Here is a 21,558-nt window from a genome sequence, read left to right on the forward strand (position 1 = left end):
AGATTTCAGGGCTGCTTTGCAGTCCATCGCAGCCTGCGGCAGCGGCTACATAAAGCCGTCCGCGCTGACCTCTACGGAAATATTGCAACGTGATAAAACAAAAAAAAGCCCAGTGGCCATGGCATGTATTGACCGTGCTGGTGCTGATCGGTCTGGCAGGTGCGTTGTATTACGCCACCTCCCTCATGTCATACGAATGGCGCTGGAATCGTGTTCCGCAGTACTTCGCCTATCAGGCTGAAGAAGCCCAGCGAGCCGCTGAAACCTCGACGGTCATTGAGCTGGTACGCAAAGGCGACAACGCCGAAGTCGTGCTGCGCGCCGATGATGGCAGCGAGCAGCGCCTGACCGTTGCCGACAACAGTCTGCAGCTGGCTGAAGGCGACGATGTGGATGAAGGCGATGTGGTTGGCGTTAATCGGCATTGGGCGGCAGGGCCGTTACTTTTAGGCTTGTGGACGACCGTGTGGTTGTCGTTGGTGTCCGGGGTCCTGGGTTTGATCATCGGATTGGCCACGGGTCTGTGCCGGTTGTCGAATAATCCGACCCTGCGCGACCTGTCGACGCTGTACGTCGAGCTGGTGCGCGGTACGCCGCTGCTGGTGCAGATTTTCATCTTCTACTTCTTTATTGGCACCGTACTCAACCTGTCCCGCGAATTTGCCGGCATTGCCGCGCTGTCGCTGTTCACCGGGGCGTATGTGGCCGAGATCGTACGTTCGGGCGTGCAGTCCATTGCTCGCGGGCAAAACGAAGCGGCGCGCTCGCTGGGCCTCAACGCCAGCCAGTCGATGCGCTACGTCGTGTTGCCGCAAGCCTTCAAGCGTGTACTGCCACCGTTGGCCGGGCAATTTATCAGCCTGGTCAAAGACACCTCGCTGGTGTCGGTGATCGCCATTACCGAGCTGCTCAAAAGTGGCCGCGAAGTCATCACCACCTCGTTTTCGCCGTTCGAAATTCTGTTCTGCGTAGCGGGCCTGTACCTGTTGATCAACCTGCCGCTGTCGCATTTGGCCAGCCGGCTTGAGCGGAGGCTTGCGCAAAGTGATTGAAGTTCGCGAACTGGTAAAAGTCTTCGATACCCGTGGGCAGGTTGTCCGCGCCGTCGACAACGTCAGCACCACTGTCGCCAAAGGCGAAGTTCTGGTGGTGATTGGGCCGTCGGGCTCGGGTAAATCGACCTTTTTACGCTGCCTCAATGGCCTGGAAGAATTCGACTCCGGCTCGGTCAGCATCGATGGTGTCGACCTGGCCAACCCGAAAACCGACGTCAACGCCTATCGGCGTGAAGTCGGTATGGTGTTCCAGCATTTCAACCTGTTCCCGCACATGACCGTGCTTGAAAACCTGTGCCTGGCACAGAAGGTCGTGCGCAAGCGAAACAAGACTGAGCGTGAGGCCAAGGCCCGGGCCTTGCTGGAAAAGGTGGGTATCGGGCAGAAAGCCAATGAATACCCGTCGCGCCTTTCGGGTGGGCAGCAACAGCGTGTGGCGATTGCCCGGGCGCTGGCGATGGAACCCAAGGTGATGTTGTTCGACGAACCCACCTCGGCGCTTGACCCGGAGATGGTGGGCGAAGTGCTGGACGTGATGAAGACCCTGGCCCGCGAAGGCATGACCATGGTCTGTGTGACCCATGAAATGGGCTTTGCCCGGGAAGTGGCGAACCGCGTTCTGTTCTTTGATCATGGCAAGTTGCTGGAAGACTCCGCCCCACAGGACTTCTTCAACTCACCTAAAGACCTGCGCGCCCAGGCGTTCTTGCGTCAGGTGCTGTAAAGCCCTTGTAGGCGCGAGCCTGCTCGCGCCTACAAGGTGATGATCAAACCTTGAAACGCCCCACCAGCGTCTGCAAATGCGTACCCAGTCGAGCCAGTTCGATACTGGACGCTGCGGTTTCTTCGCTGGCAGCAGCGGTCTGTTCTGATACGTCACGCACGTTAATCACACTGCGGTTGATCTCTTCCGCTACCGCACTTTGTTGCTCGGCAGCCGCCGCGATTTGCTGGTTCATCCCCTGAATGGTCGATACGGTGCGGGTGATGTTGCCCAGCGACTCGCCTGCGCGACGGGTGAGCTCGACGCTGTTGTCGGTCAGCAGACGACTGCTGTCCATACTGCTGGACACTTGCAGGGTGCCGCTTTGCAGGCCGGCGATCAGCTCTTCAATCTCTTCGGTGGACTTTTGGGTGCGTTGCGCCAGGCTCCGTACTTCGTCGGCTACCACGGCAAAACCCCGACCCGCTTCGCCGGCCCGTGCCGCTTCGATCGCTGCGTTGAGCGCCAGCAGGTTGGTTTGCTGGGCGACCGATTTGATCACGTCGAGCACGCTGCCAATCTTGTCGCTTTCACGCTTGAGATGACCCATGGCCTCGGTTGAATGGCCCACTTCCAGCGCCAGTTGTTCAATTTGGGCGATGGCTTCACCGACGACCCTGTCGCCTTCACGCGCTTGCTGGTCGGCAGCGAATGCAGCTTCGCGGGCCTCTTCTGCGTTACGGGCCACTTCCTGTACGGTTGCGGCCATTTCGTGCATGGCGGTCGCCACCTGATCGGTTTCGACTTTCTGACTATTTACCCCGGCACTGGTTTGCTCGGTGACCGCTGACAGCTCTTCGGCGGCACTGGCAATTTGAGTGATGCCATCGCTGATTCCGCCCACCAGTTCGCGCAAGCGCTCGGTCATGCGCTGAATGGCCTGCTGTAGCTGGCCCAGCTCGTCGCTGCGGTGGGTTTGGGTGTTATGGGTAAGATCGCCTGCGGCAATGTACTCAACGCTCTTCAGCGTGCGCTGCAGCGGGATGACGATCTGGCGGGTAATGGCCCAGGCGGCCATGATTCCGATCAGCAGCGCCAGCGCGGCACAACTGATCAGCAGGGTCTTGGCTTGCTGGCTGTCCTGGTCGCGCTTAACCAGTTGCAACGACGAAAGCTTCTGGCTCAGGTCAATCAGGACATTGCCCTGCTGATGCATGCGTTCCAGCGCTTGGTCATGGTTTTGCGTGCCCTGGAGCATGTCGGCAAAAGCGCGGCGGTAGGCGGTGACCGCGTTCAGTTGCTGTTGCACCAGCACGATATCTTCAGGTGTGACCAGTTGTTTACGCGACACTTCCAGTGCGGCATCCAACTCGCCCAGGCGGTTATTCACTTCGCGTTGCGTGTCGGGTGTGGGTTGTCGCTCATAGGTAAAACGGGCAATGCGCAGGTCTTTGGTCAGGGCCGTGATGGTCGATATGGACGCCAGCTTGTTGCCCCGGTCGATCACTGACGCCAGGCCATTCCAGCCGGTTGCGGTGATCAGCAAGGTCAATAGCAATACCAGGCCGAAGCCCAGGCTGAGCTTACGATTGACACTTATGTTGCCGAGTAATTGAGCCAGCCAGCGGTACATGATGATGCTCCTGAAATGACCCGATCGCCTGTGCTTTTCGGTCTTTAATGGGGTATCAGGGCATCGGCGCGGCAGGCAGGAACTGTAGAGCAGTGACGGAATGTGTGACGCAGGTCAAATGTAGCCGTTGCGGCATGCATCGCACCCTGCGGCAGCAGCTACAGATTCCGGGTGGGCTAGAACAGGCGGGCGAGCAGGGCGGTAACGGCGGTTTCAACCCTCAGGATGCGAGCACCCAGTTGAACCGGCTGCAAGCCTGCCTTGGCCAGCAGATCGATTTCATAAGGGATCCAGCCGCCTTCAGGGCCGATGGCCAGCGTCACGGGCTCAGTCAGCCCGCGGGGGCAGGCCGGGTAATCACCAGGATGGCCAACCAAGCCCCGTGTGCCTTCCACCATAGCTGGCAGTCGGTCTTCGACGAACGGTTTGAAGCGTTTTTCGATCATGATCTCAGGCAATACGCTGTCGCGTGACTGTTCCAGGCCCAGAATCAACTGTTCACGAATGGCTTCGGGCTCCAGGAACGGGGTTTGCCAGAAACTCTTCTCGACCCGGTAACTGTTTACCAGCACCACTTTAGGCACGCCCATTGACGCTACGGTTTGCAGAACCCGGCGCAGCATTTTTGGGCGCGGCAGGGCGAGCAACAGCGTGAGGGGCAGTTTTTCCGGCGGTGGCTGGTCAAGGCTGAGGATTTTAAGCTCGGCTTCCCGGGGTTCAAGGCGTACCAGTTCGGCACTGCCCATCAACCCGCCGATACGGCCCACCCGCAGATTGTCGCCAATGGCGGCCCGGTGAACCTCCTGCATGTGAGTCAGGCGCCGATCGCGCAGGATCACGCGGTCGGCTGCGATGAAATCAGCCTCTTCGAGGAGCAGCAGGTTCACGCGTGTGGCGCTGGCGGTTGGGCATTGTTGTCGCTGTCAGCCGGTTGATCGTCAGGGTGGTCGCCACGCTTGCTGATCAAGCTGCCAAACAGAATGCCGATTTCAAACAGCATCCACATCGGGATCGCCAGCAGGGTCTGGGAAAAGATGTCCGGCGGGGTCAGGATCATGCCGATCACGAAGCAGCCGATGATCACGTACGGTCGGATCTTGCGCAGGTATTTGACATCGACAATGCCGATCCACACCAGCAGAACCACTGCGACCGGGATCTCAAAGGCCACGCCGAACGCAAAAAAGAGGGTCATGACGAAATCGAGGTAGCTGCTGATGTCGGTCATCATCGAGACCCCTTCAGGGGTTGCCGCGGCGAAGAACTTGAACACCAGCGGGAACACCAGGAAGTAGGCAAAGGCCATGCCGGCATAGAACAGGAAAATGCTGGAAACCAGCAACGGTACGGCAATGCGCTTTTCGTGCTTGTACAGGCCCGGGGCGATAAAACCCCAGATCTGGTGCAGGATCACCGGGATCGCAATAAACAGCGAAACCATCATGGTCAGCTTGAGCGGGGTGAGGAACGGCGAAGCCACGTCAGTGGCGATCATCGTGGCACCCACGGGAAGATATTCACGCAATGGTGTGGAAACCAGGGTGTAGATCTGCTGCGTGAAGGCGAACAATCCGGCGAAGATCAGGAAAATTGCCGCGATGCAGCGCAATAGACGGGTACGCAGTTCAGTCAAGTGCGAAACCAGCGGCATTGGCTGGTCGTCTTCGGGCTTCTCGTTTCTGGGGATGTCGCTCATGCGCTTAAGGGGCTCGCGGTGGCAGGGTTGAGTCGTGTGGCGCTGCCGGTTGAGGCGCAGGGTCGGATGGGGGCTTGGTCAGGCTCACGGGCGCAGGGCTGGCCGGCTCGACCGCAGCTGCAGGGGCAACTGGCGGCGTGACTGGCGGCTTTACGACATCGTGCAGAGGCGCCAGGATCTTCTTGGCTTCCTCTTCCATCGACATGATGTGTTCGTTGTGCAGCTGCCGACGAATTTCGTCAGCGCCGATTTCACGTTCAACTTCCTGTTTGATCGCATTGAAACTGCGTTTCAAGCGCCCGATCCACAGCCCCGCAGTTCGCGCAGCGCCTGGCAAGCGCTCTGGACCGAGCACCAGCAGGGCCACGAGGCCGACGAGCAGCAGTTCACTGAAGCTGATACCGAACATTAGTTTTGGCTCACACGTCTTTGCGGGTCGGCTCTTCGACTTTTTGTGCCTGCACGTCAATCGTGTGCGGCTCGTTCAAGGTCGAAGTGGTGTGTGGCTGTTGTGGCGCAGCGGTGGGCTGTGCAGGCGGAACCACGGGTTCAGCGGGTTTTTCGTCGTCGTTCATGGCCTTGCGAAAGCCTTTGATCGATTCACCGACGTCAGTACCCAGGTTTTTCAGTTTTTTGGTGCCGAAAACCAGGACCACGACGATCAGAATGACGACCCAGTGTTTCCAGTCAAAAATGCCCATGATGAGCTCCTTAGCGAAGAGGTTTAGGCGGAAGGCCGCGAGGCTTTTTCCACGTGGCCGGAGGTGCCGATGCGGCGTTCGAGTTCATCCAGCACTGCCTGTGGATGCTGGCCCAGTTGAGCGAGCATGATCATGCTGTGGAACCACAGGTCTGCCGTTTCGTAGATGACATCGCTGCAGTCACCGCTGATGGCGGCGTCCTTGGCTGCGATGATGGTCTCGATCGACTCTTCCCCGACCTTCTCCAGTATCTTGTTCAGGCCTTTGTGGTAAAGGCTGGCGACATAGGAGCTGTCTGGCGTGGCGCCTTTGCGTGCCTCAAGCACTTGGGCGACGCGGCTCAAGGTGTCAGTCATGGGAATGTCCTGCGTTATAAATGGCATGTGGATCTTTAAGCACCGGGTCTACTGTTTTCCACGCGGCGTTTTCATAGACGCGGTAGAAGCAGCTCTGACGACCGGTATGGCAGGCGATGTCACCGACTTGCTCAACCATCAGGATGATGACGTCGGCGTCACAGTCCAGGCGCATTTCATGCAGTTTTTGCACATGGCCGGACTCTTCACCCTTGCGCCACAGTTTGCCACGCGAACGTGACCAGTAGATGGCACGGTTTTCTGCAGCCGTCAGGGCCAGCGCTTCGCGGTTCATCCAGGCCATCATCAGGACGCGCCCGGTTTTGTGGTCTTGGGCAATCGCCGGCACCAGGCCGTCGCTGTCCCATTTGATCTCGTCCAGCCAGTCTTTCATGTTTGACTCCAACAACGGCTCTTGGCCTTATGGCTCAGGCCGGCGATTTCATAGTTTGCCAGCCTCACCCCACAGTGGCTAGAACTCCTGCGGAGTTGCCATTTATCGGCGCACGATCAGGTACAAGCCTACGGCCAGCAGGATCCCGGCCGGCCAATAGCCGGCGGTGTGCAGCGGGCCGACACTGGCCAGCAGGGCCCCCGCGGCCAGATGCCCGGCCCCCAGCAAGCGCAGGAACCACCCATCCTTGGGCTCGCGCACGATCAGTTGCTGATTTTTGGCGTGAGGTTGTGACATGCGCTCCAGCAGATCGCGGGTCATACCGGCCAGATGCGGGATTTGCTCGACCTGGCTATGCAGGTTGCGCAGCAACGTTTTGGGGCTGACGCGTTCACGCATCCAGCGTTCAAGGAACGGTTGGGCCGTGCTCCACAGATCGAGGTCGGGGTACAGCTGGCGGCCCAGGCCTTCAATGTTGAGCAGGGTTTTTTGCAACAGAACCAGCTGCGGCTGGACTTCCATGTTGAAGCGTCGTGCAGTCTGGAACAAACGCATCAGCACCTGGCCGAAGGAGATTTCTTTCAGCGGTTTTTCGAATATCGGCTCGCACACGGTACGGATCGCTGCTTCAAACTCGTTGAGCTTGGTGTGCGCCGGCACCCAGCCCGAATCGATATGCAACTGAGCCACACGCCGGTAATCACGCTTGAAAAAGGCGAACAGGTTGCGGGCGAGGTAGTCCTGGTCTTCGGGGGTCAGGCTGCCCACGATGCCGCAGTCGATGGCGATGTACTGCGGGCTCCACGGGCTTACGGTGCTGACGAAGATGTTGCCCGGGTGCATGTCGGCGTGAAAGAAGCTGTCACGGAAGACTTGGGTGAAGAAAATCTCTACCCCGCGCTCGGCCAGCAGCTTCATGTCTGTGCGCTGGTCGGCAAGGGTGGCCAGATCGGTGACCTGGACCCCGTAGATACGCTCCATGACCAGGACTTTGGGGCGGCACCAGTCCCAGTAAATCTGGGGGACGTAGAGCAGCGGAGAACCTTCGAAGTTACGCTTGAGCTGGCTGGCGTTGGCAGCCTCGCGCAGCAGGTCGAGCTCGTCGTAGATGGTTTTTTCGTAGTCGCTGACGACGTCCACCGGGTGCAACAAACGCGCATCGGCACTCAGGCGCTCGGCGGTTTTGGCCAGAATGAACAGCCACGCCAGGTCAGAGCCGATGATCGGTTTGAGGCCCGGACGCACGACCTTGACCACCACTTCTTCGCCGGTCTTGAGCTTGGCCGAGTGCACCTGGGCAACCGAGGCTGACGCCAGCGGTTCGATGTCAAAACGGCTGAACACGTCGTTGATCGTTGCCCCCAGCTGTTCTTCAATCAGCTTGACCGCCAACTGCGGATCGAACGGCGGCACGCGGTCTTGCAACAGCATCAGCTCATCAGCGATATCGGCAGGCAGCAAGTCGCGGCGCGTGGACAGGATTTGCCCGAACTTGATGAAAATCGGCCCCAGATCCTGCAGTGCCAGACGCAGGGCTGCGCCCCGGCTCAGCTCCAGCTTTTTACGGGGAAACCAGCGCCACGGCAGCGCATAGCGCAGTGAGAGCATCCACCAGGGTAAAGGCAGGGCAAACAGCAAATCATCAAGGCGGTAGCGAATGACGACGCGCTGGATACGAAACAAACGGCGTATGGCAAGCAGCTTCATGCGTTATCGCTGGAATTGAGGGATCGGGAAAGGCGCTCAAAGCGCGCCTCAAGGCGATCCAGATCGAGTTTGAGCTGGTCGAGTTCGTCAAAGCGCGCTTGCGCTTCGTTTTCACCGACCAGCGTGCGGGCTTCTTCGCTCAGGTATTCGGCCAGGTTCTGGTTGAGGCTGGCGAACCCCTGCTGATACCAGTTGGCGCGGCTGCGCAGATGGCCGCCGATCAATGCCGTGGCCACCGGACCGATCCAGCGCGAGAGTTGGTACTCCCAGTCCAGCTCCAGGTCTTGCAGCACTGCCGCCAGTTCCATCAGCACGGCGCTGTCGCCTTCGAGCTCGACCTCGGGACTGTGCAGCAGGGTGCTTTTGTCTTTGCTCAGTGCCAGGCGCATCAAACTGGACGCGGGGGCCCGCAGCGTGCAATCAGCGTCGGCCGCCCAGTGGGCAGCCAGCAGCAGGCCTTCATCGCCAGGCATGATAAACAGGTGCAGGGTCGGGCTCGCGCATTCGACCGCAATCACTTTGCCGGTCAAGGGCTGCAAGCGCGCCAAAGCAGTGCTGTCCAGACGCAAGATGCGGTTAATACCGCCCTCGACGCTGGCGAGAAGGCCACTGAGCAACATCAGGGCTTGATGCCGCGGTGCAGCGCGACGATGCCTGACGTCATGTTGTGATAGGTCACACGGTCAAAGCCGGCCTCGACCATCATCGACTTCAGCGTTTCCTGGTTAGGGTGCATGCGGATCGATTCGGCCAGGTAGCGATAGCTTTCCGGGTCGTTGAGGATCAGCTTGCCCACCATGGGCATAAAGGCGAACGAATAGGCGTCGTAGACTTTGGACATCAATGCGTTGGTCGGCTTGGAGAACTCCAGGACCAACAAACGGCCGCCCGGCTTGAGTACGCGCAGCATGGAGCGCAGGGCGTCTTCTTTATGGGTCACGTTGCGCAGGCCGAAGGCAATGGTCACGCAATCGAAATGGTTGTCCGGGAACGGCAGCTTTTCAGCGTCGGCCTGAACGAACTCAATGTTGCCCGCCACGCCTTTGTCCAGCAGACGGTCGCGGCCGACCTTGAGCATGGAGGCGTTGATGTCGGCCAGTACGACCTGGCCGGTGGGGCCTACCAGGTGCGAAAACTTGCGGGCCAGGTCGCCGGTGCCGCCCGCGATGTCCAGCACCCGGTTACCCGGGCGTACGCCAGACAGCTCGATGGTGAAGCGTTTCCACAGGCGGTGCATGCCGCCCGACAGAACGTCGTTCATCAAGTCATATTTACCGGCTACCGAATGGAACACCTCGGCGACTTTTTCCGCCTTTTGGCTTTCCGGTACGTTTTTGAAGCCGAAGTGAGTGGTGGGTTCGGCATCGCTGCCTTTGCGCTGATCAGTCATATCGCTGTCACCAGAAGAGAATGCTGGCCATTCTAATCCCGGTGGCCGTCTTTGTCTTGGCGAGGGTGAAGGTAAGTATAGTGACGGCCTTATCTATCTGGAGTGAACCAATGGCACATATCAGTGTTGAACGTACCCACAGCCTGGGCCTTGAAGCTGCACGTGACAAAGCCAGGCCACTGGTGGAAAAGCTGGCAGGGCAGTACGGGCTGACCCCTGAATGGTCGGGTGACACGGTAAAACTCAAGCGTTCCGGGGTTAACGGCACATTGGCGATTGGCGAAAAAACCATCAAGGTTGATGTGAAGCTGGGGCTATTGATGTCGGCGATGAGCGGCATGATTCAAGCTGAAATCGAGCGCTCACTGGATAAAGCGCTGGCCTGAGGGTGAACGCAGCGTTGCTGTCAGCTTCTGATTCGACTGGCAGCAAGCGGACTTAGCGTCTACACCTGATTCAGGTGAGCATTTTGTTCATCTTGATGATTCGACGATCTGGCTCACTGACGTCGCGACTGCGCATTGAGGGGAACACGATGGCTGCTAAGAAACCGGCTGCAAAAGAAAGCAATACGTGGGCAAGCAAGGTTGAAGAGTATTCACGCAAAATCTGGCTGGCAGGCTTGGGTGTGTACTCAAAGATTGACGCAGACGGCAGCAAGCTGTTTGACAGTCTGGTCAAGGATGGCGAAAAGGCGGAGAAACTGACCAAGGCTTCAGGGCCCAAGGCGACAACGTCCACCCGTTCCAAGGTCGAAGACGTTAAAGAATTGGCGCTGGGTAAATGGAGCGAATTGGAGGAAGCCTTCGACAAGCGCCTGAGCAGCGCGATTTCGCGCATGGGTGTACCGAGTCGTGATGAGGTCAAGGCTCTGCACGCCAAGGTTGAGACGCTCACCAAACACATTGAAAAACTGACGGCGGCCGCTGCCAAGGTGACGGCCACCAAAACCACGGCGGCCAGCAAGCCGGCTCCGGCCAGGGCGGCGGTTAAAGCGGCCGCGAAACCTGCCGCGAAACCTGCGCCCAAAGTGGCTGCCAAACCGGCGGCTAAATCGGCTGCCAAACCGGCCTCCAAACCTGCGGTCAAACCCGCTGCAGCCAAACCCGCTGCAGCCAAACCTGCAGCCGCGAAACCTGCAGCCGCTAAAAAGCCTGCGGCCAAAAAACCGGCTGCGAGTAAAAAGCCGACCGCCGCAAAAGCCCCCGCCGCCCCGACATCAACCGCTCCTGAAGTTAAACCGGCTACGCCAGCTTCTTGAGACGGTGGTGCCTGCAGGAGCGACCCGCGCGCTTCTGCAGGGCTTGCGGTGCGGTTACAGCATCAATTTGACGATGGATTCGGAAGGGTCGCGGGATTTTCCGGCTTTTTTCAGTTCGGCCAGATAGTCGGCCCACAAGTCTTCCTGGCGTTGGCCCAATTGATACAGGTAATCCCAGGTAAACAGGCCGCTGTCGTGGCCGTCGTCAAAGGTCAACTTCAAGGCGTACTGGCCAGCAGGTTCGACCTTGCTCAGGCCAACATTGATTTTGCCAAATTGCAGAATCGGCTTGCCGTGTCCTTGAACCTCGGCGGAGGGGGAGTGCACGCGCAGAAACTCGGCAGGCAGATGAAACTCTTCGCCTGACGGGTATTTGAGGGTGAGGGTCTTCGAGGCTTTGTGCAGGTTGATGGCGCTGGGAATCATGGTCATAACCTATGGTCATCGCATAAACACTGTAGCCGCTGCCGCAGGCTGCGATAAGGCCAAAGGCCTTCAGTGATCTCAAGATCCTGCGCCAACGAGGTTGGCGATCGCAGCCTGCAGCAGCGGCTACAAGGTGTATACGCGGGCTTACAAGATGTAGCGCGAGAGGTCTTCGTTTTCGGCCAGCTCGCCCAGGTGGCTGTTCACGTAGTCGGCGTCGATGCGAATCGGCTCGTCTTTTTGTGCACTGGCGATATCACCGGCACTGAAAGAAACCTCTTCGAGCAAACGCTCAAGCAGCGTGTGCAGGCGGCGAGCACCGATGTTCTCGGTTTTTTCGTTCACCTGCCAGGCGATTTCGGCCAGGCGCTTGATCCCTTCAGGCTGGAACTCGATGTTCAGGCCTTCGGTTTTCAGCAGCTCGCGGTATTGCTCGGTCAACGAAGCATGTGGCTCGCTGAGGATGCGTTCGAAGTCTTCAGGTGTCAGTGCCTTGAGTTCGACGCGGATGGGCAGACGGCCTTGCAGCTCAGGCACCAGATCGCTTGGCTTGCTCAGGTGGAACGCACCGGATGCGATAAACAGGATGTGGTCGGTTTTGACCATGCCCAGTTTGGTGTTGACGGTGCAGCCTTCGATCAAGGGCAACAGGTCGCGCTGAACGCCTTCACGGGACACATCGGCGCCGCCGACATTACCGCGTTTGGCAACCTTGTCGATTTCATCGATAAACACAATGCCGTGTTGCTCAACCGCTTCCAGGGCCTTGGCTTTGAGTTCTTCGTCATTGACCAGGCGGCCGGCTTCTTCGTCACGCACCATTTTCAGGGCTTCTTTGACCTTCAGCTTGCGGTTCTTGCGCTTGCCTTTGCCCATGTTGGCAAACAGGCTTTGTAGCTGATTGGTCATCTCTTCCATGCCAGGTGGCGCGGAGATATCAACCCCCGCCACATCGGCGACTTCGATTTCGATTTCCTTGTCGTCCAGCTGGCCTTCACGCAGGCGCTTGCGGAACAGCTGGCGGGTGTTGGAGTCCTGCGGCACGGCGGCTTCTTCGCCGAACGTGCGCGCTGGCGGCAGCAGGGCGTCCAGAATGCGCTCTTCAGCGGCATCTTCGGCGCGATGGCGAACCTTGACGATCTCTTGCTCGCGCAGCAGCTTGATGGCGGCGTCGGCCAGATCACGAATGATCGACTCGACGTCACGACCGACGTAACCAACTTCGGTGAATTTGGTGGCTTCAACCTTGATGAACGGTGCGTTGGCCAGTTTGGCCAGACGACGTGCGATTTCGGTTTTGCCGACACCGGTCGGACCGATCATCAGGATGTTTTTCGGGGTGACCTCAACGCGCAGCTCTTCGGGCAGCTGCATCCGGCGCCAGCGGTTACGCAGAGCAATGGCAACGGCGCGCTTGGCGTCGTCCTGGCCGATGATGTGGCGATTGAGTTCGTGGACAATTTCGCGGGGAGTCATGGACATAGTAATTGGCGTTCCTCTAGCTGAATCAAGGTACACAAAGGGGCCGGCAGCGGGCCCGACAAGTGGCTTATTCGGCGAGGTCCTGCTCCTCAATAGTGATGTTGTGGTTGGTGAACACGCAGATGTCGCCAGCAATGCCGAGCGCGGTTTCGGCGATCTCACGGGCCGAAAGCTCGGTTTTCATCAACAGGGCGCGGGCTGCTGCTTGAGCGAATGCACCGCCTGAGCCCATAGCGATCAAGCCGTCTTCCGGCTCAACCACGTCACCGTTACCGGTGATGATCAAGGACGCGTCTTTGTTGGCCACGGCCAGCATGGCTTCAAGGCGGCTCAGCGAGCGGTCGGTACGCCATTCTTTGGCCAACTCGACAGCGGCGCGAACCAGATGGCCCTGGTGTTTTTCCAGTTGGCCTTCAAAGCGTTCGAACAGGGTAAATGCATCAGCGGTGGCACCGGCGAAACCGGCGATAACCTGGCCGTGATAGAGACGACGGACTTTTTTCGCGTTGCCTTTCATCACGGTATTGCCAAGGGAAACCTGGCCGTCGCCAGCCATGACGACTTTGCCGTGGCGGCGTACTGAAACGATGGTGGTCAAGGGAGAGTCTCCACGCAGCGGGGCGAAAATGCCTGATGGAGATACATATGGGGGTTGTCGCGGATATTTCAACAGCGGGGAGGGAATGCGGATGAATGGAGGGACGTCATCGTGAACACGCTCGCGCACCTGCAGGCGCGAGCGTGCTCGTGATGGTCAGCGGCGCTGTTGCAGCAACAGGTTATTGAACCCGCCACTCGCCAATTGCTTTTGGGCCACGGTCAGTTGTTCGCGGTTACTGAACGGGCCGACCAGCACCCGATACCAGGTTTCGTCTTTCACCGTGCCCGATTCGACCGAGGCGGACTGGCCGAGCAGGATGATTTGCGCACGCACCTTGTCGGCATCGGCTTGCTTGCGGAACGAGCCCGCTTGCAGGAAGAACTTGGTCACCGGTGCCGCCTTGGCCACTGGTGGCGCAGGTGGCGGAGTGAGGCCATTCAGGGCGGCCTGGGCACGGACCGTGTCGATTTTTGCCGCCTCGGCAGGCGTCACTGGCTTCAGTGGCGCAGTTTGTGGCGTCGGCAGGGTTTTTTCCGGTACGGCCTCTGGCGGCACGATCACTTCAGACTCGGGCAGCAGCGTATAGAAGTCGTACTTTGGCTTGACCGGCTGAGTCGGGCTCGGCGCAGTTTTATTGGCTTCAGCGACTTGCGAAGCCTTTTGCTGCTCTTGCTTGACCCGTTTGACGTCGTCGCCCTTGCCAGGTTCGAGCTTCATCAAAAAAACGATAAAGGCGCCTACGGTCAGGCCGATGGCCATCCATAGCCAACCCGGGATCGGTTTTTTGGTCGGCGCCTGATACCGGCTGGCGCCGCGCTTTGGGGCAGGTTTTTTCTTGGCGGCCAACTTACATGCGCTCCAGAGTTTCCAGGCCCAGCAGTTCCAGGCCTTGCTTGAGAGTACGGCCGGCCAGTGCTGCCAGGCGCAGGCGGCTTTGTTTCTGTGCTTCGTCTTCGGCGTTCAGGATCGGGCAGTTCTCGTAGAAGCTGGAGAACAGGCCCGCCACATCGTACAGGTACGTGCACAGGGTGTGCGGCGTGCCTTTTTCTGCAACGTTGTTCAGGACTTCACCGAACTGAGCCAGTTTGGCGGCAAGCTCTTGTTCTTGCGGCGCTGCCAGCACGATATGGCCGTCTACTTGATCGAAGCGCTTGCCCAGCTTGCGGAAAACACCGGCCACACGGGTGTAGGCATACAGCAGGTACGGTGCGGTATTGCCTTCGAAATTCAACATCAGGTCGAAGTTGAAGCTGTAGTCGCTGGTACGGTGCTTGGACAAGTCCGCGTATTTCACGGCACCAATGCCGACCACTTTGGCGATTGCGCGCAGTTCTTCTTCTGCCAGCTCCGGGTTTTTCTCTTTAACCAGCGTGTAGGCGCGCTCTTTGGCTTCGTTGAGCAGGTCGATCAGTTTTACCGTGCCACCGTCGCGGGTCTTGAACGGACGGCCGTCAGCACCGTTCATGGTGCCGAAGCCCATGTGTTCCATTTCCATCGGGTGGGTGATGAAACCGGCCTTGCGTGCTACGGCGAACACCTGCTGGAAGTGCAGCGCCTGACGCTGGTCAACGAAGTACAGGACGCGATCGGCTTTCAATACACCGCTGCGATAGCGGATGGCCGCCAGGTCGGTAGTGGCGTACAGATAGCCACCGTCGGCCTTGACGATGATGACGGGCAGCGGCTCGCCTTCGGCGTTCTTGAACTCGTCGAGGAACACGCATTGGGCGCCGTTGCTCTCGACCAGCATGCCTTTGGCCTTGAGGTCATTGACCACATTGATCAGGTCGTCGTTGTAGGCGCTTTCGCCCATCACGTCGGCCATGGTCAGTTTTACGTTCAAGAGTTCGTAGATTTTCTGGCAGTGCGACAGCGAGATGTCTTTGAACTTTGTCCACAGGGCCAGGCAGTCCGCGTCGCCGGCTTGCAGCTTGACCACCAGGCTGCGGGCGCGATCCGCAAACTCTGGCGATTCGTCGAAGCGTTGCTTGGCCGCACGGTAGAAGTTCTCGAGATCAGACAGCTCGTCGCTGGTGATCGGGTTTTCTTCCAGATAGGCCATCAGCATGCCGAACTGGGTGCCCCAGTCGCCCACGTGGTTTTGACGAATAACGTCGTCGCCGAGGAATTCCAGGACGCGTGCCACGCCGTCGCCAATGATGGTCGAGCGCAAGTGGCCGACGTGCATCTCTTTGGCCAGGTTGGGCGCGGACATGTCGATGACCGTGCGCATGGCTGGAGCGGCTTTGCGGACGCCGATGCGGGCATCGGCCAGGGCTGCGTCCAGGCGCGAGGCCAGGGCCTGGGTGTTCTGGAAGAAGTTCAGGAAGCCCGGGCCGGCGATTTCAGTCTTGCTGATTTGCTCATCGGCCGGCAGCGCGGCGATGATTTTTTCAGCCAGGTCGCGGGGCTTCATGCCGGCCGGCTTGGCCAGCATCATGGCGATGTTGCTGGCAAAGTCGCCGTGAGTCTTGTCACGGGCGTTTTCCACCTGAATCGCTGGCGTCAGGCCTTCAGGCAACACACCTTCTGTGACGAGTTGAGCTAGGGCTTGTTGAATCAGCTGGCGAATGGTGTCTTTCATGGTCTTCTCTTTCGACCGCAAGCGCGGTAGCGCTTCAGTGCGCAGGTGGAAAAACTGGGTATTGTCCGCTAACGGGGCGGCAAGCTTCAAGCCTTAAGCCGCAAGCCGGTAGCGATGCTTCATGGGGTGAGACGTATTCACTTATAACGTGTGACTGCGTCAGCTTAGTAAAGGTCGACCGGATCGACGTCCAGCGACCAGCGTACCTGACGGCCACTGGGCATTTGCTCCAGGATCAGCAACCATTGGTTGAGCAGTCGATGCAGGGGCGCCCGGGCAGTGGCTTGCAGTAAAAACTGGGCACGATAACGCCCGGCACGGCGCTCCATGGGGGCCGGTACCGGGCCGAGCAACTCGATGCCGCCCAGGTTAAGTTCGGCTAGCAGGCGTTCGGCTTCAGTGCAGGCTTCGTCCAGAAAGCCTTCGGCCTGACCCGGCTTATGGGCTTCGGCGCGCAGCAGTGCCAAGTGCGCAAAGGGCGGTAAGCCGGCCGCCCGACGCTCGCTCAAGGCTTGCTCGGCGAAAGCGAAGTAACCTTGTTCGGTCAATTGAATCAGCAGCGGGTGGTCGGCCAGATGGGTCTGGATGATCACTTTGCCCGGTTCTTCGGCGCGCCCCGCACGGCCAGCGACCTGGACGATCAGTTGAGCCATGCGCTCGCTGGCGCGGAAGTCACCCGAGAACAAACCGCCATCGGCATCCAGAATCGCAACCAGGGTCACCCGCGGGAAGTGATGGCCTTTGGCGAGCATTTGCGTGCCGATCAAAATACACGGCTGGCCTTTTTGAATCGTGGCAAACAACTGATTCATCGCGTCCTTGCGCGAGGTGCTGTCGCGATCGACCCGCAGTACGGGGTAATCAGGAAACAAAATCCCCAGTCGTTCTTCCGCCCGCTCGGTGCCTGCGCCCACTGGTCGCAGATCGACCTTGCCGCATTGCGGGCAATTGCGCGGTACGCGCTCGACATAGCCGCAGTGGTGGCAGCGCAGTTCTCCAGAGCGCTGATGAACGGTCATTCGGGCATCGCAGCGCTGGCATTCCGACATCCAGCCGCAGTCATGGCACAGCAGCGTAGGGGCGAAACCGCGCCGGTTGAGGAACACCAGCACTTGCTGGCCTGCCGCGAGGGTCTGGCCGATGGCTTGTTGCATGGGCCCGGAAATACCGCTGTCCAGCGGACGGCTTTTAACATCCAGCCGCAGGAAACGGGGTTGTTTGGCGCCGCCTGCACGTTCATTCAGGCGCAGCAGGCCATAGCGTCCGGTGTAGGCGTTATGCAGGCTTTCGAGCGAGGGCGTGGCGGAACCGAGCACGATTGGGATGTTTTCCTGGCGTGCACGCACCAGCGCCAGATCCCGTGCGTGGTAGCGCAAACCTTCCTGCTGCTTATAAGAGCCGTCATGTTCTTCGTCGATGATGATCAGCCCCGGGTTTTTCATCGGGGTGAACAGCGCCGAGCGGGTGCCAATAATAATGTCGGCCTCGCCATCACGGGCGGCGAGCCAGCTTTCAAGGCGCTCGCGGTCGTTGACGGCCGAATGCACCAGGGCGATGCGCGCATTGAAGCGCTGTTCGAAGCGGGCCAGGGTTTGCGGCCCCAGGTTGATCTCGGGGATCAGCACCAGCGCTTGCTTGCCGGCCAGCAGGGTTTCGCGGATCAGCTGCAAGTACACTTCGGTCTTGCCGCTGCCTGTGACCCCGGCGAGCAAGAAGGCATGAAAGCTGTCGAAGCCTGCGCGAATGGCTTCATAGGCTGCGCGCTGTTCGCTGTTGAGTGGCAATTCGGGTTGTGCCAGCCAGTGCTCGTGACGCTCGCTCGGCGCGTGACGGCGAATTTCGACCTGTACCAGCTCTTTGGCCAGCAGCAGATCGAGGCTGTCCTTGCTCAGCATCAACTTGCTCAGCAGTTGATGGGCGACGCCATGGGGGTGCTGGGCAAGGGTCGCCAGGGCTTCACGCTGGCGCGGGGCACGGGCGATTCGCGGGTCGTCGAGTCTGGCCCCGGGGGTAATTTGCCAGAAGCGTTCCTGACGGGTTTCGGCCAGTTCACCCTGGCGCAACAGCACGGGCAGCGCCCAGCTCAGGGTGTCGCCCAGGCTGTGCTGGTAATACTGCGAGGTCCACAGGCACAGCTTGAATAATGAGGCGGGCAGCGGCGGGGTGGCATCGAGCAGGGCGATGGCCGGTTTGAGCTTGTCTGCAGGCACTTCACTGTGATCGACCACCTCGACCAGAATGCCGATCATTTCGCGCCGCCCGAACGGTACCCGCAAGCGCATGCCAGGCTGTAATTGATGGCGCAGCACGCCGGCCGGCGCCCGGTAATCAAACAGGCGGCGCAAGGGGGAAGGCAGGGCAAGGCGCAAAATGGCGTCGGGCACGCGGGGCTCTCAAGTGATGAACGGCAAATATGGCCCGGAGCCTAGCAGACAACGCGGTCGGGGACTAAAAGGCCAGGCGTTTACAGATGAATGAATAGTGAAGGAGCATGCTTGGCCGCTTGCGTCAATGTAAAGGTCTGGTATTATCGGCGCCCTAAATTTACGTGCGGTATTCAACAATGGTGTTGAGTGGCGGCACGCTAGCCTGAGGAATACCCCATGAAAGCCGATATCCATCCAGCGTACGAAGTGATCGAAGTAACTTGCAGCTGCGGCAACAAGTTCCAGACTCGCTCCAACCTGTGCAAAGCACTGGCGACTGACGTATGCAACGAGTGCCACCCGTTCTACACCGGTAAGCAAAAAACTCTGGACGTTGGCGGTCGTGTTGATCGCTTCAAAACTCGTTTCGGTGCTTTCGGCGCAACGAAAAAAGCCGCCGAGTAAGGCGCATGACTTTGGACGGTCCTTTTGGTCTGGCCAGGTTATTGAAAAAGGCGTCCCTCGCGGGCGCCTTTTTTGTGCCTGCGATTTGGTTGTCGAGTGCGCTGGCCGCGCCGTTGTGCCCTGCGCCGGGTGCCTTGTCCTATGCTCGGGTGCAGCAAGTGGTCGATGGCGACACGTTGCGCCTCAAGGATGGCCGCAGCGTGCGCATGATTGGCCTCAATGCCCCCGAGACGGGTAAAAAAGGCCAGTCCGCCGAGCCCTTCGCCGACGCCGCCCGCAAGCGGCTGCAAAGCCTTGTGGCGCAAAGTGATGGCCGTGTGGGGTTGTTGGCAGGCAAGCAGCCCCAAGACCGTTATGGGCGCACGCTGGCGCATGTCTTTGGTGCCGATGGCAATAACCTTGAGGCCCAGGTGCTGGCCGATGGGCTGGCGTATCAGGTGGCAATCGCCCCGAATGTCGAGCTGCTCGACTGTCAGCAAGCGGCTGAGCGTACTGCGCGGGCTGCGGGGTTGGGTCTTTGGCGACAGTCGCCGGTGCTCGCGCCGCAGCAAATAAGCCGCTCCGGATTTGCTGTAGTGGGGGGCACGGTGAGCAAGGTCCAGCGTAATCGCGGTGGCCTCTGGATCGATCTTCAGGGCGGTGTGGTGCTGCACATTGCAGCCAGTCAATTGAAGCATTTCGATCAGCAAGACCTTGCCCGCCTGCAGGGCTCCAAGCTTGAAGCGCGTGGTTGGGTGCTGGATCGCTCACGGCGCGGAGGGCTGAAGTCGGGGCAGGCGCGCTGGATGCTCTCATTGACTCATCCTGGGATGATAAACGTCGGCGCGAAGTGAAATTGTAGACAATTTTAAAATAAGATTGTGGACACTATAGCCCTTGCAGGGCGCGGCTCTTGGGCCAAAGTCTTAAGGCAAAGCCCTTGACACTGCTGACTGGTCAGTCTTGTCGGGACTTTGCGACACGCGTATGCTCGGCGATCCGTCTGTCCAACAGCAAAAAAGCGGAATGCCCACATGTCTGATTTGAAAACCGCCGCTCTCGAATATCATGCCCAGCCCCGCCCAGGGAAACTGAGTGTCGAGCTTACCAAACCTACCGCTACCGCCCGCGATCTAGCGCTGGCCTATAGCCCGGGTGTAGCCGAACCAGTGCGCGAAATCGCCCGCGACCCTGAGCTTGCCTACCAATACACCGGCAAAGGCAACCTGGTCGCCGTGATTTCTGATGGCACCGCGATTCTGGGCCTGGGTAACCTTGGCCCATTGGCCTCCAAGCCGGTTATGGAAGGCAAAGGCGTGCTGTTCAAGCGCTTTGCCGGTATTGATGTTTTCGACATTGAAGTCGACTCCGAAAGCCCGCAAGCCTTCATTGACACCGTTAAACGCATTTCCATCACCTTCGGTGGCATCAACCTCGAAGACATCAAAGCCCCTGAGTGCTTTGAGATCGAGCGCGCGCTGATCGAGCAATGCGACATCCCGGTGTTCCACGATGACCAGCATGGCACCGCTATCGTGACGGCTGCCGGCATGATCAACGCCCTGGAAATCGCTGGCAAAACCCTGGCTGAAGCCAAGATCGTTTGCCTGGGCGCCGGCGCTGCAGCCATCTCCTGCATGAAGTTGCTGGTGAGCATGGGTGCAACGATCGAAAACATCTACATGGTCGACCGTACCGGCGTCATCCACTCCGGCCGTGACGATCTGAACCAGTACAAAGCAGTGTTTGCACACGCGACTGAAAAACGCACATTGGCAGACGCAATGGAAGGCGCTGACGTGTTTGTCGGTCTGTCGGGTCCTAACCTGCTGAGCCCTGAGAACCTGCTGCGCATGGCGCCAAACCCGATCGTGTTCGCTTGCTCGAACCCGGACCCGGAAATCGCTCCAGAGCTGGCGCACGCTACCCGTGACGATGTGATCATGGCCACTGGCCGTTCGGACTACCCGAACCAGGTCAACAACGTACTGGGCTTCCCGTTCATCTTCCGTGGTGCTCTGGACGTTCGCGCCAAGCGCATCAACGAAGAAATGAAAATCGCGGCGGCCAACGCACTGCGTGAACTGGCCAAACTGCCAGTGCCGCAAGAAGTGTGTGACGCGTACGGCGGCATCAAGCTGGAATTCGGTCGTGAGTACATCATCCCGAAACCAATGGACGTGCGCCTGATCACCCTGATCTCCGATGCTGTCGCCAAAGCGGCCATCGAGACCGGCGTCGCCACCCTGCCGTACCCGAAGAACTACCCGCTGAAAAGCGTGGATGACGTGTTCAACGGCTAATTCCGTAGAACGTCTTCCCCAAACCCCGGCACGCAAGTGCCGGGGTTTTTTGTGAGCGACGATCAGAACCTGTCGGAGCGAATAGGCTCGCGACGGGTAAAAGATCGCTGCATTTACCCAATGGACACACGCGTTACCGCTCGCGCCTGCAGAGATTTTTTCGCTTAAAGGGCGGGCATTACAGCTGTTGGGATGAACAAATTTGTACTGATTTATCTACTTCTTCTGGCAATTAGAGAAGTCTCCTACATCCGCTGCTAGGCCCATCCGTTAGCGTTTACCTCCTTGTTGTGGGCGCCTTTGTTCTGAAGCGTGCCCTCTACGTTTGAGGAGCCACGGATGCCCACGATTGACCGTCATAAGCGCTTTAGCCTGAGTATCAACGCTGCCGAATCCGAGTTTCAGGTACTGGGGTTTACCGGCGATGAAGCCATCAGCACGCCCTTTGCCTTTACC

Annotated in this window: 23 protein-coding genes; 7 read left to right on the forward strand and 16 right to left on the reverse strand. The window is 59.1% G+C overall.

Annotated elements, in window-relative coordinates:
• Positions 1-92: 92 nt before the first annotated feature.
• Both AWM69_RS17485 and AWM69_RS17490 read left to right on the forward strand, forming a co-directional pair.
• Entirely contained in the window at positions 93-1,052 is a 960-nt protein-coding gene (locus tag AWM69_RS17485) for an amino acid ABC transporter permease (RefSeq protein ID WP_373274334.1), read from the forward strand.
• Positions 1,045-1,779, forward strand: a complete 735-nt coding sequence (locus AWM69_RS17490) for an amino acid ABC transporter ATP-binding protein (RefSeq protein WP_131655337.1) — start codon at positions 1,045-1,047, stop codon at positions 1,777-1,779. Before AWM69_RS17485 ends, AWM69_RS17490 begins: the two co-directional genes overlap by 8 nt.
• Before the next feature lie 43 nt (positions 1,780-1,822).
• On the opposite strand, the gene AWM69_RS17495 is transcribed toward AWM69_RS17490, so the two are convergent.
• From AWM69_RS17495 to ubiE, 10 genes are all read right to left on the reverse strand, one after another.
• On the reverse strand, positions 1,823-3,391 hold the full coding sequence (locus AWM69_RS17495) for a methyl-accepting chemotaxis protein (RefSeq protein WP_218727727.1): 1,569 nt from the start codon (positions 3,389-3,391) through the stop codon (positions 1,823-1,825).
• 176 nt (positions 3,392-3,567) lie between these two features.
• Positions 3,568-4,278 carry a 16S rRNA (uracil(1498)-N(3))-methyltransferase gene (locus AWM69_RS17500; RefSeq protein WP_218727729.1) on the reverse strand — a complete coding sequence of 237 codons (711 nt, stop codon included), beginning with the start codon at positions 4,276-4,278 and terminating at the stop codon, positions 3,568-3,570.
• Entirely contained in the window at positions 4,275-5,087 is an 813-nt protein-coding gene (gene tatC / locus AWM69_RS17505) for a twin-arginine translocase subunit TatC (RefSeq protein ID WP_048384072.1), read from the reverse strand. The genes AWM69_RS17500 and tatC overlap by 4 nt, the downstream gene beginning before the upstream one ends.
• Before the next feature lie 4 nt (positions 5,088-5,091).
• Positions 5,092-5,496, reverse strand: a complete 405-nt coding sequence (gene tatB, locus AWM69_RS17510) for a Sec-independent protein translocase protein TatB (RefSeq protein ID WP_131655325.1) — start codon at positions 5,494-5,496, stop codon at positions 5,092-5,094.
• A 10-nt stretch (positions 5,497-5,506) separates the two neighbouring features.
• Positions 5,507-5,788, reverse strand: coding sequence for a twin-arginine translocase TatA/TatE family subunit (locus AWM69_RS17515; protein WP_048384068.1), 282 nt, complete (start codon positions 5,786-5,788; stop codon positions 5,507-5,509).
• Between the two features lie 23 nt (positions 5,789-5,811).
• The gene (locus AWM69_RS17520; RefSeq protein WP_016783168.1) at positions 5,812-6,144 is read right to left on the reverse strand and encodes a phosphoribosyl-ATP diphosphatase; all 333 of its coding nucleotides are present in this window, start codon (positions 6,142-6,144) and stop codon (positions 5,812-5,814) included.
• A complete protein-coding gene (gene hisI / locus AWM69_RS17525) occupies positions 6,137-6,538 on the reverse strand; it encodes a phosphoribosyl-AMP cyclohydrolase (protein WP_131655324.1) in 402 nt (133 codons plus the stop codon). The genes AWM69_RS17520 and hisI overlap by 8 nt, the downstream gene beginning before the upstream one ends.
• 102 nt (positions 6,539-6,640) lie before the next feature.
• On the reverse strand, positions 6,641-8,245 hold the full coding sequence (gene ubiB, locus AWM69_RS17530; RefSeq protein ID WP_048384064.1) for a ubiquinone biosynthesis regulatory protein kinase UbiB: 1,605 nt from the start codon (positions 8,243-8,245) through the stop codon (positions 6,641-6,643).
• The gene (locus AWM69_RS17535; protein WP_218727730.1) at positions 8,242-8,865 is read right to left on the reverse strand and encodes an SCP2 domain-containing protein; all 624 of its coding nucleotides are present in this window, start codon (positions 8,863-8,865) and stop codon (positions 8,242-8,244) included. The genes ubiB and AWM69_RS17535 overlap by 4 nt, the downstream gene beginning before the upstream one ends.
• Positions 8,865-9,635, reverse strand: a complete 771-nt coding sequence (gene ubiE / locus AWM69_RS17540; RefSeq protein ID WP_048384063.1) for a bifunctional demethylmenaquinone methyltransferase/2-methoxy-6-polyprenyl-1,4-benzoquinol methylase UbiE — start codon at positions 9,633-9,635, stop codon at positions 8,865-8,867. Before ubiE ends, AWM69_RS17535 begins: the two co-directional genes overlap by 1 nt.
• A 110-nt stretch (positions 9,636-9,745) precedes the next feature.
• Between ubiE and AWM69_RS17545 the strand changes: the two genes are divergently transcribed.
• Together AWM69_RS17545 and AWM69_RS17550 are read left to right on the forward strand one after the other, a co-directional pair.
• The gene (locus AWM69_RS17545) at positions 9,746-10,021 is read left to right on the forward strand and encodes a polyhydroxyalkanoic acid system family protein (protein WP_218727732.1); all 276 of its coding nucleotides are present in this window, start codon (positions 9,746-9,748) and stop codon (positions 10,019-10,021) included.
• A gap of 149 nt (positions 10,022-10,170) precedes the next feature.
• Positions 10,171-10,896, forward strand: coding sequence for a phasin family protein (locus tag AWM69_RS17550; RefSeq protein WP_218727734.1), 726 nt, complete (start codon positions 10,171-10,173; stop codon positions 10,894-10,896).
• Positions 10,897-10,950: 54 nt separating this feature from the next.
• Here the strand turns inward: AWM69_RS17550 and AWM69_RS17555 are convergent, their stop codons facing one another.
• The 6 genes from AWM69_RS17555 to AWM69_RS17580 form a co-directional block, all read right to left on the reverse strand.
• Positions 10,951-11,322 (reverse strand): gamma-butyrobetaine hydroxylase-like domain-containing protein, encoded by a 372-nt coding sequence (locus AWM69_RS17555; protein WP_172601067.1) that lies wholly within the window; start codon positions 11,320-11,322, stop codon positions 10,951-10,953.
• Positions 11,323-11,469: 147 nt separating this feature from the next.
• Positions 11,470-12,804, reverse strand: coding sequence for an ATP-dependent protease ATPase subunit HslU (hslU, locus tag AWM69_RS17560; RefSeq protein ID WP_131655320.1), 1,335 nt, complete (start codon positions 12,802-12,804; stop codon positions 11,470-11,472).
• Positions 12,805-12,871: 67 nt separating this feature from the next.
• On the reverse strand, positions 12,872-13,402 hold the full coding sequence (gene hslV / locus AWM69_RS17565; protein ID WP_016783176.1) for an ATP-dependent protease subunit HslV: 531 nt from the start codon (positions 13,400-13,402) through the stop codon (positions 12,872-12,874).
• A gap of 156 nt (positions 13,403-13,558) precedes the next feature.
• Positions 13,559-14,251: an SPOR domain-containing protein gene (locus AWM69_RS17570; protein WP_048384052.1), complete on the reverse strand. Its 693-nt coding sequence runs from the start codon at positions 14,249-14,251 to the stop codon at positions 13,559-13,561.
• Between the two features lies 1 nt (position 14,252).
• Positions 14,253-15,989 carry an arginine--tRNA ligase gene (argS, locus tag AWM69_RS17575; RefSeq protein WP_131655319.1) on the reverse strand — a complete coding sequence of 579 codons (1,737 nt, stop codon included), beginning with the start codon at positions 15,987-15,989 and terminating at the stop codon, positions 14,253-14,255.
• Positions 15,990-16,153: 164 nt separating this feature from the next.
• Positions 16,154-18,373 carry a primosomal protein N' gene (locus AWM69_RS17580; protein ID WP_218727736.1) on the reverse strand — a complete coding sequence of 740 codons (2,220 nt, stop codon included), beginning with the start codon at positions 18,371-18,373 and terminating at the stop codon, positions 16,154-16,156.
• 219 nt (positions 18,374-18,592) lie between these two features.
• Here AWM69_RS17580 and rpmE point away from each other — a divergent pair, with 219 nt between their 5' ends.
• The 3 genes from rpmE to AWM69_RS17595 all read left to right on the forward strand — a co-directional run bounded on the left by rpmE (position 18,593) and on the right by AWM69_RS17595 (position 21,102).
• Positions 18,593-18,820 carry a 50S ribosomal protein L31 gene (gene rpmE / locus AWM69_RS17585; RefSeq protein WP_048384046.1) on the forward strand — a complete coding sequence of 76 codons (228 nt, stop codon included), beginning with the start codon at positions 18,593-18,595 and terminating at the stop codon, positions 18,818-18,820.
• Between the two features lie 5 nt (positions 18,821-18,825).
• Positions 18,826-19,653: a thermonuclease family protein gene (locus AWM69_RS17590; RefSeq protein WP_218727738.1), complete on the forward strand. Its 828-nt coding sequence runs from the start codon at positions 18,826-18,828 to the stop codon at positions 19,651-19,653.
• Positions 19,654-19,833: 180 nt separating this feature from the next.
• On the forward strand, positions 19,834-21,102 hold the full coding sequence (locus AWM69_RS17595) for a malic enzyme-like NAD(P)-binding protein (protein WP_048384043.1): 1,269 nt from the start codon (positions 19,834-19,836) through the stop codon (positions 21,100-21,102).
• Positions 21,103-21,558 lie beyond the last annotated feature (456 nt).

Origin of the sequence: Pseudomonas sp. D1HM (assembly GCF_019266105.1) — a bacterium.
Classification (GTDB): Bacteria; Pseudomonadota; Gammaproteobacteria; order Pseudomonadales; family Pseudomonadaceae; genus Aquipseudomonas; species Aquipseudomonas taetrolens.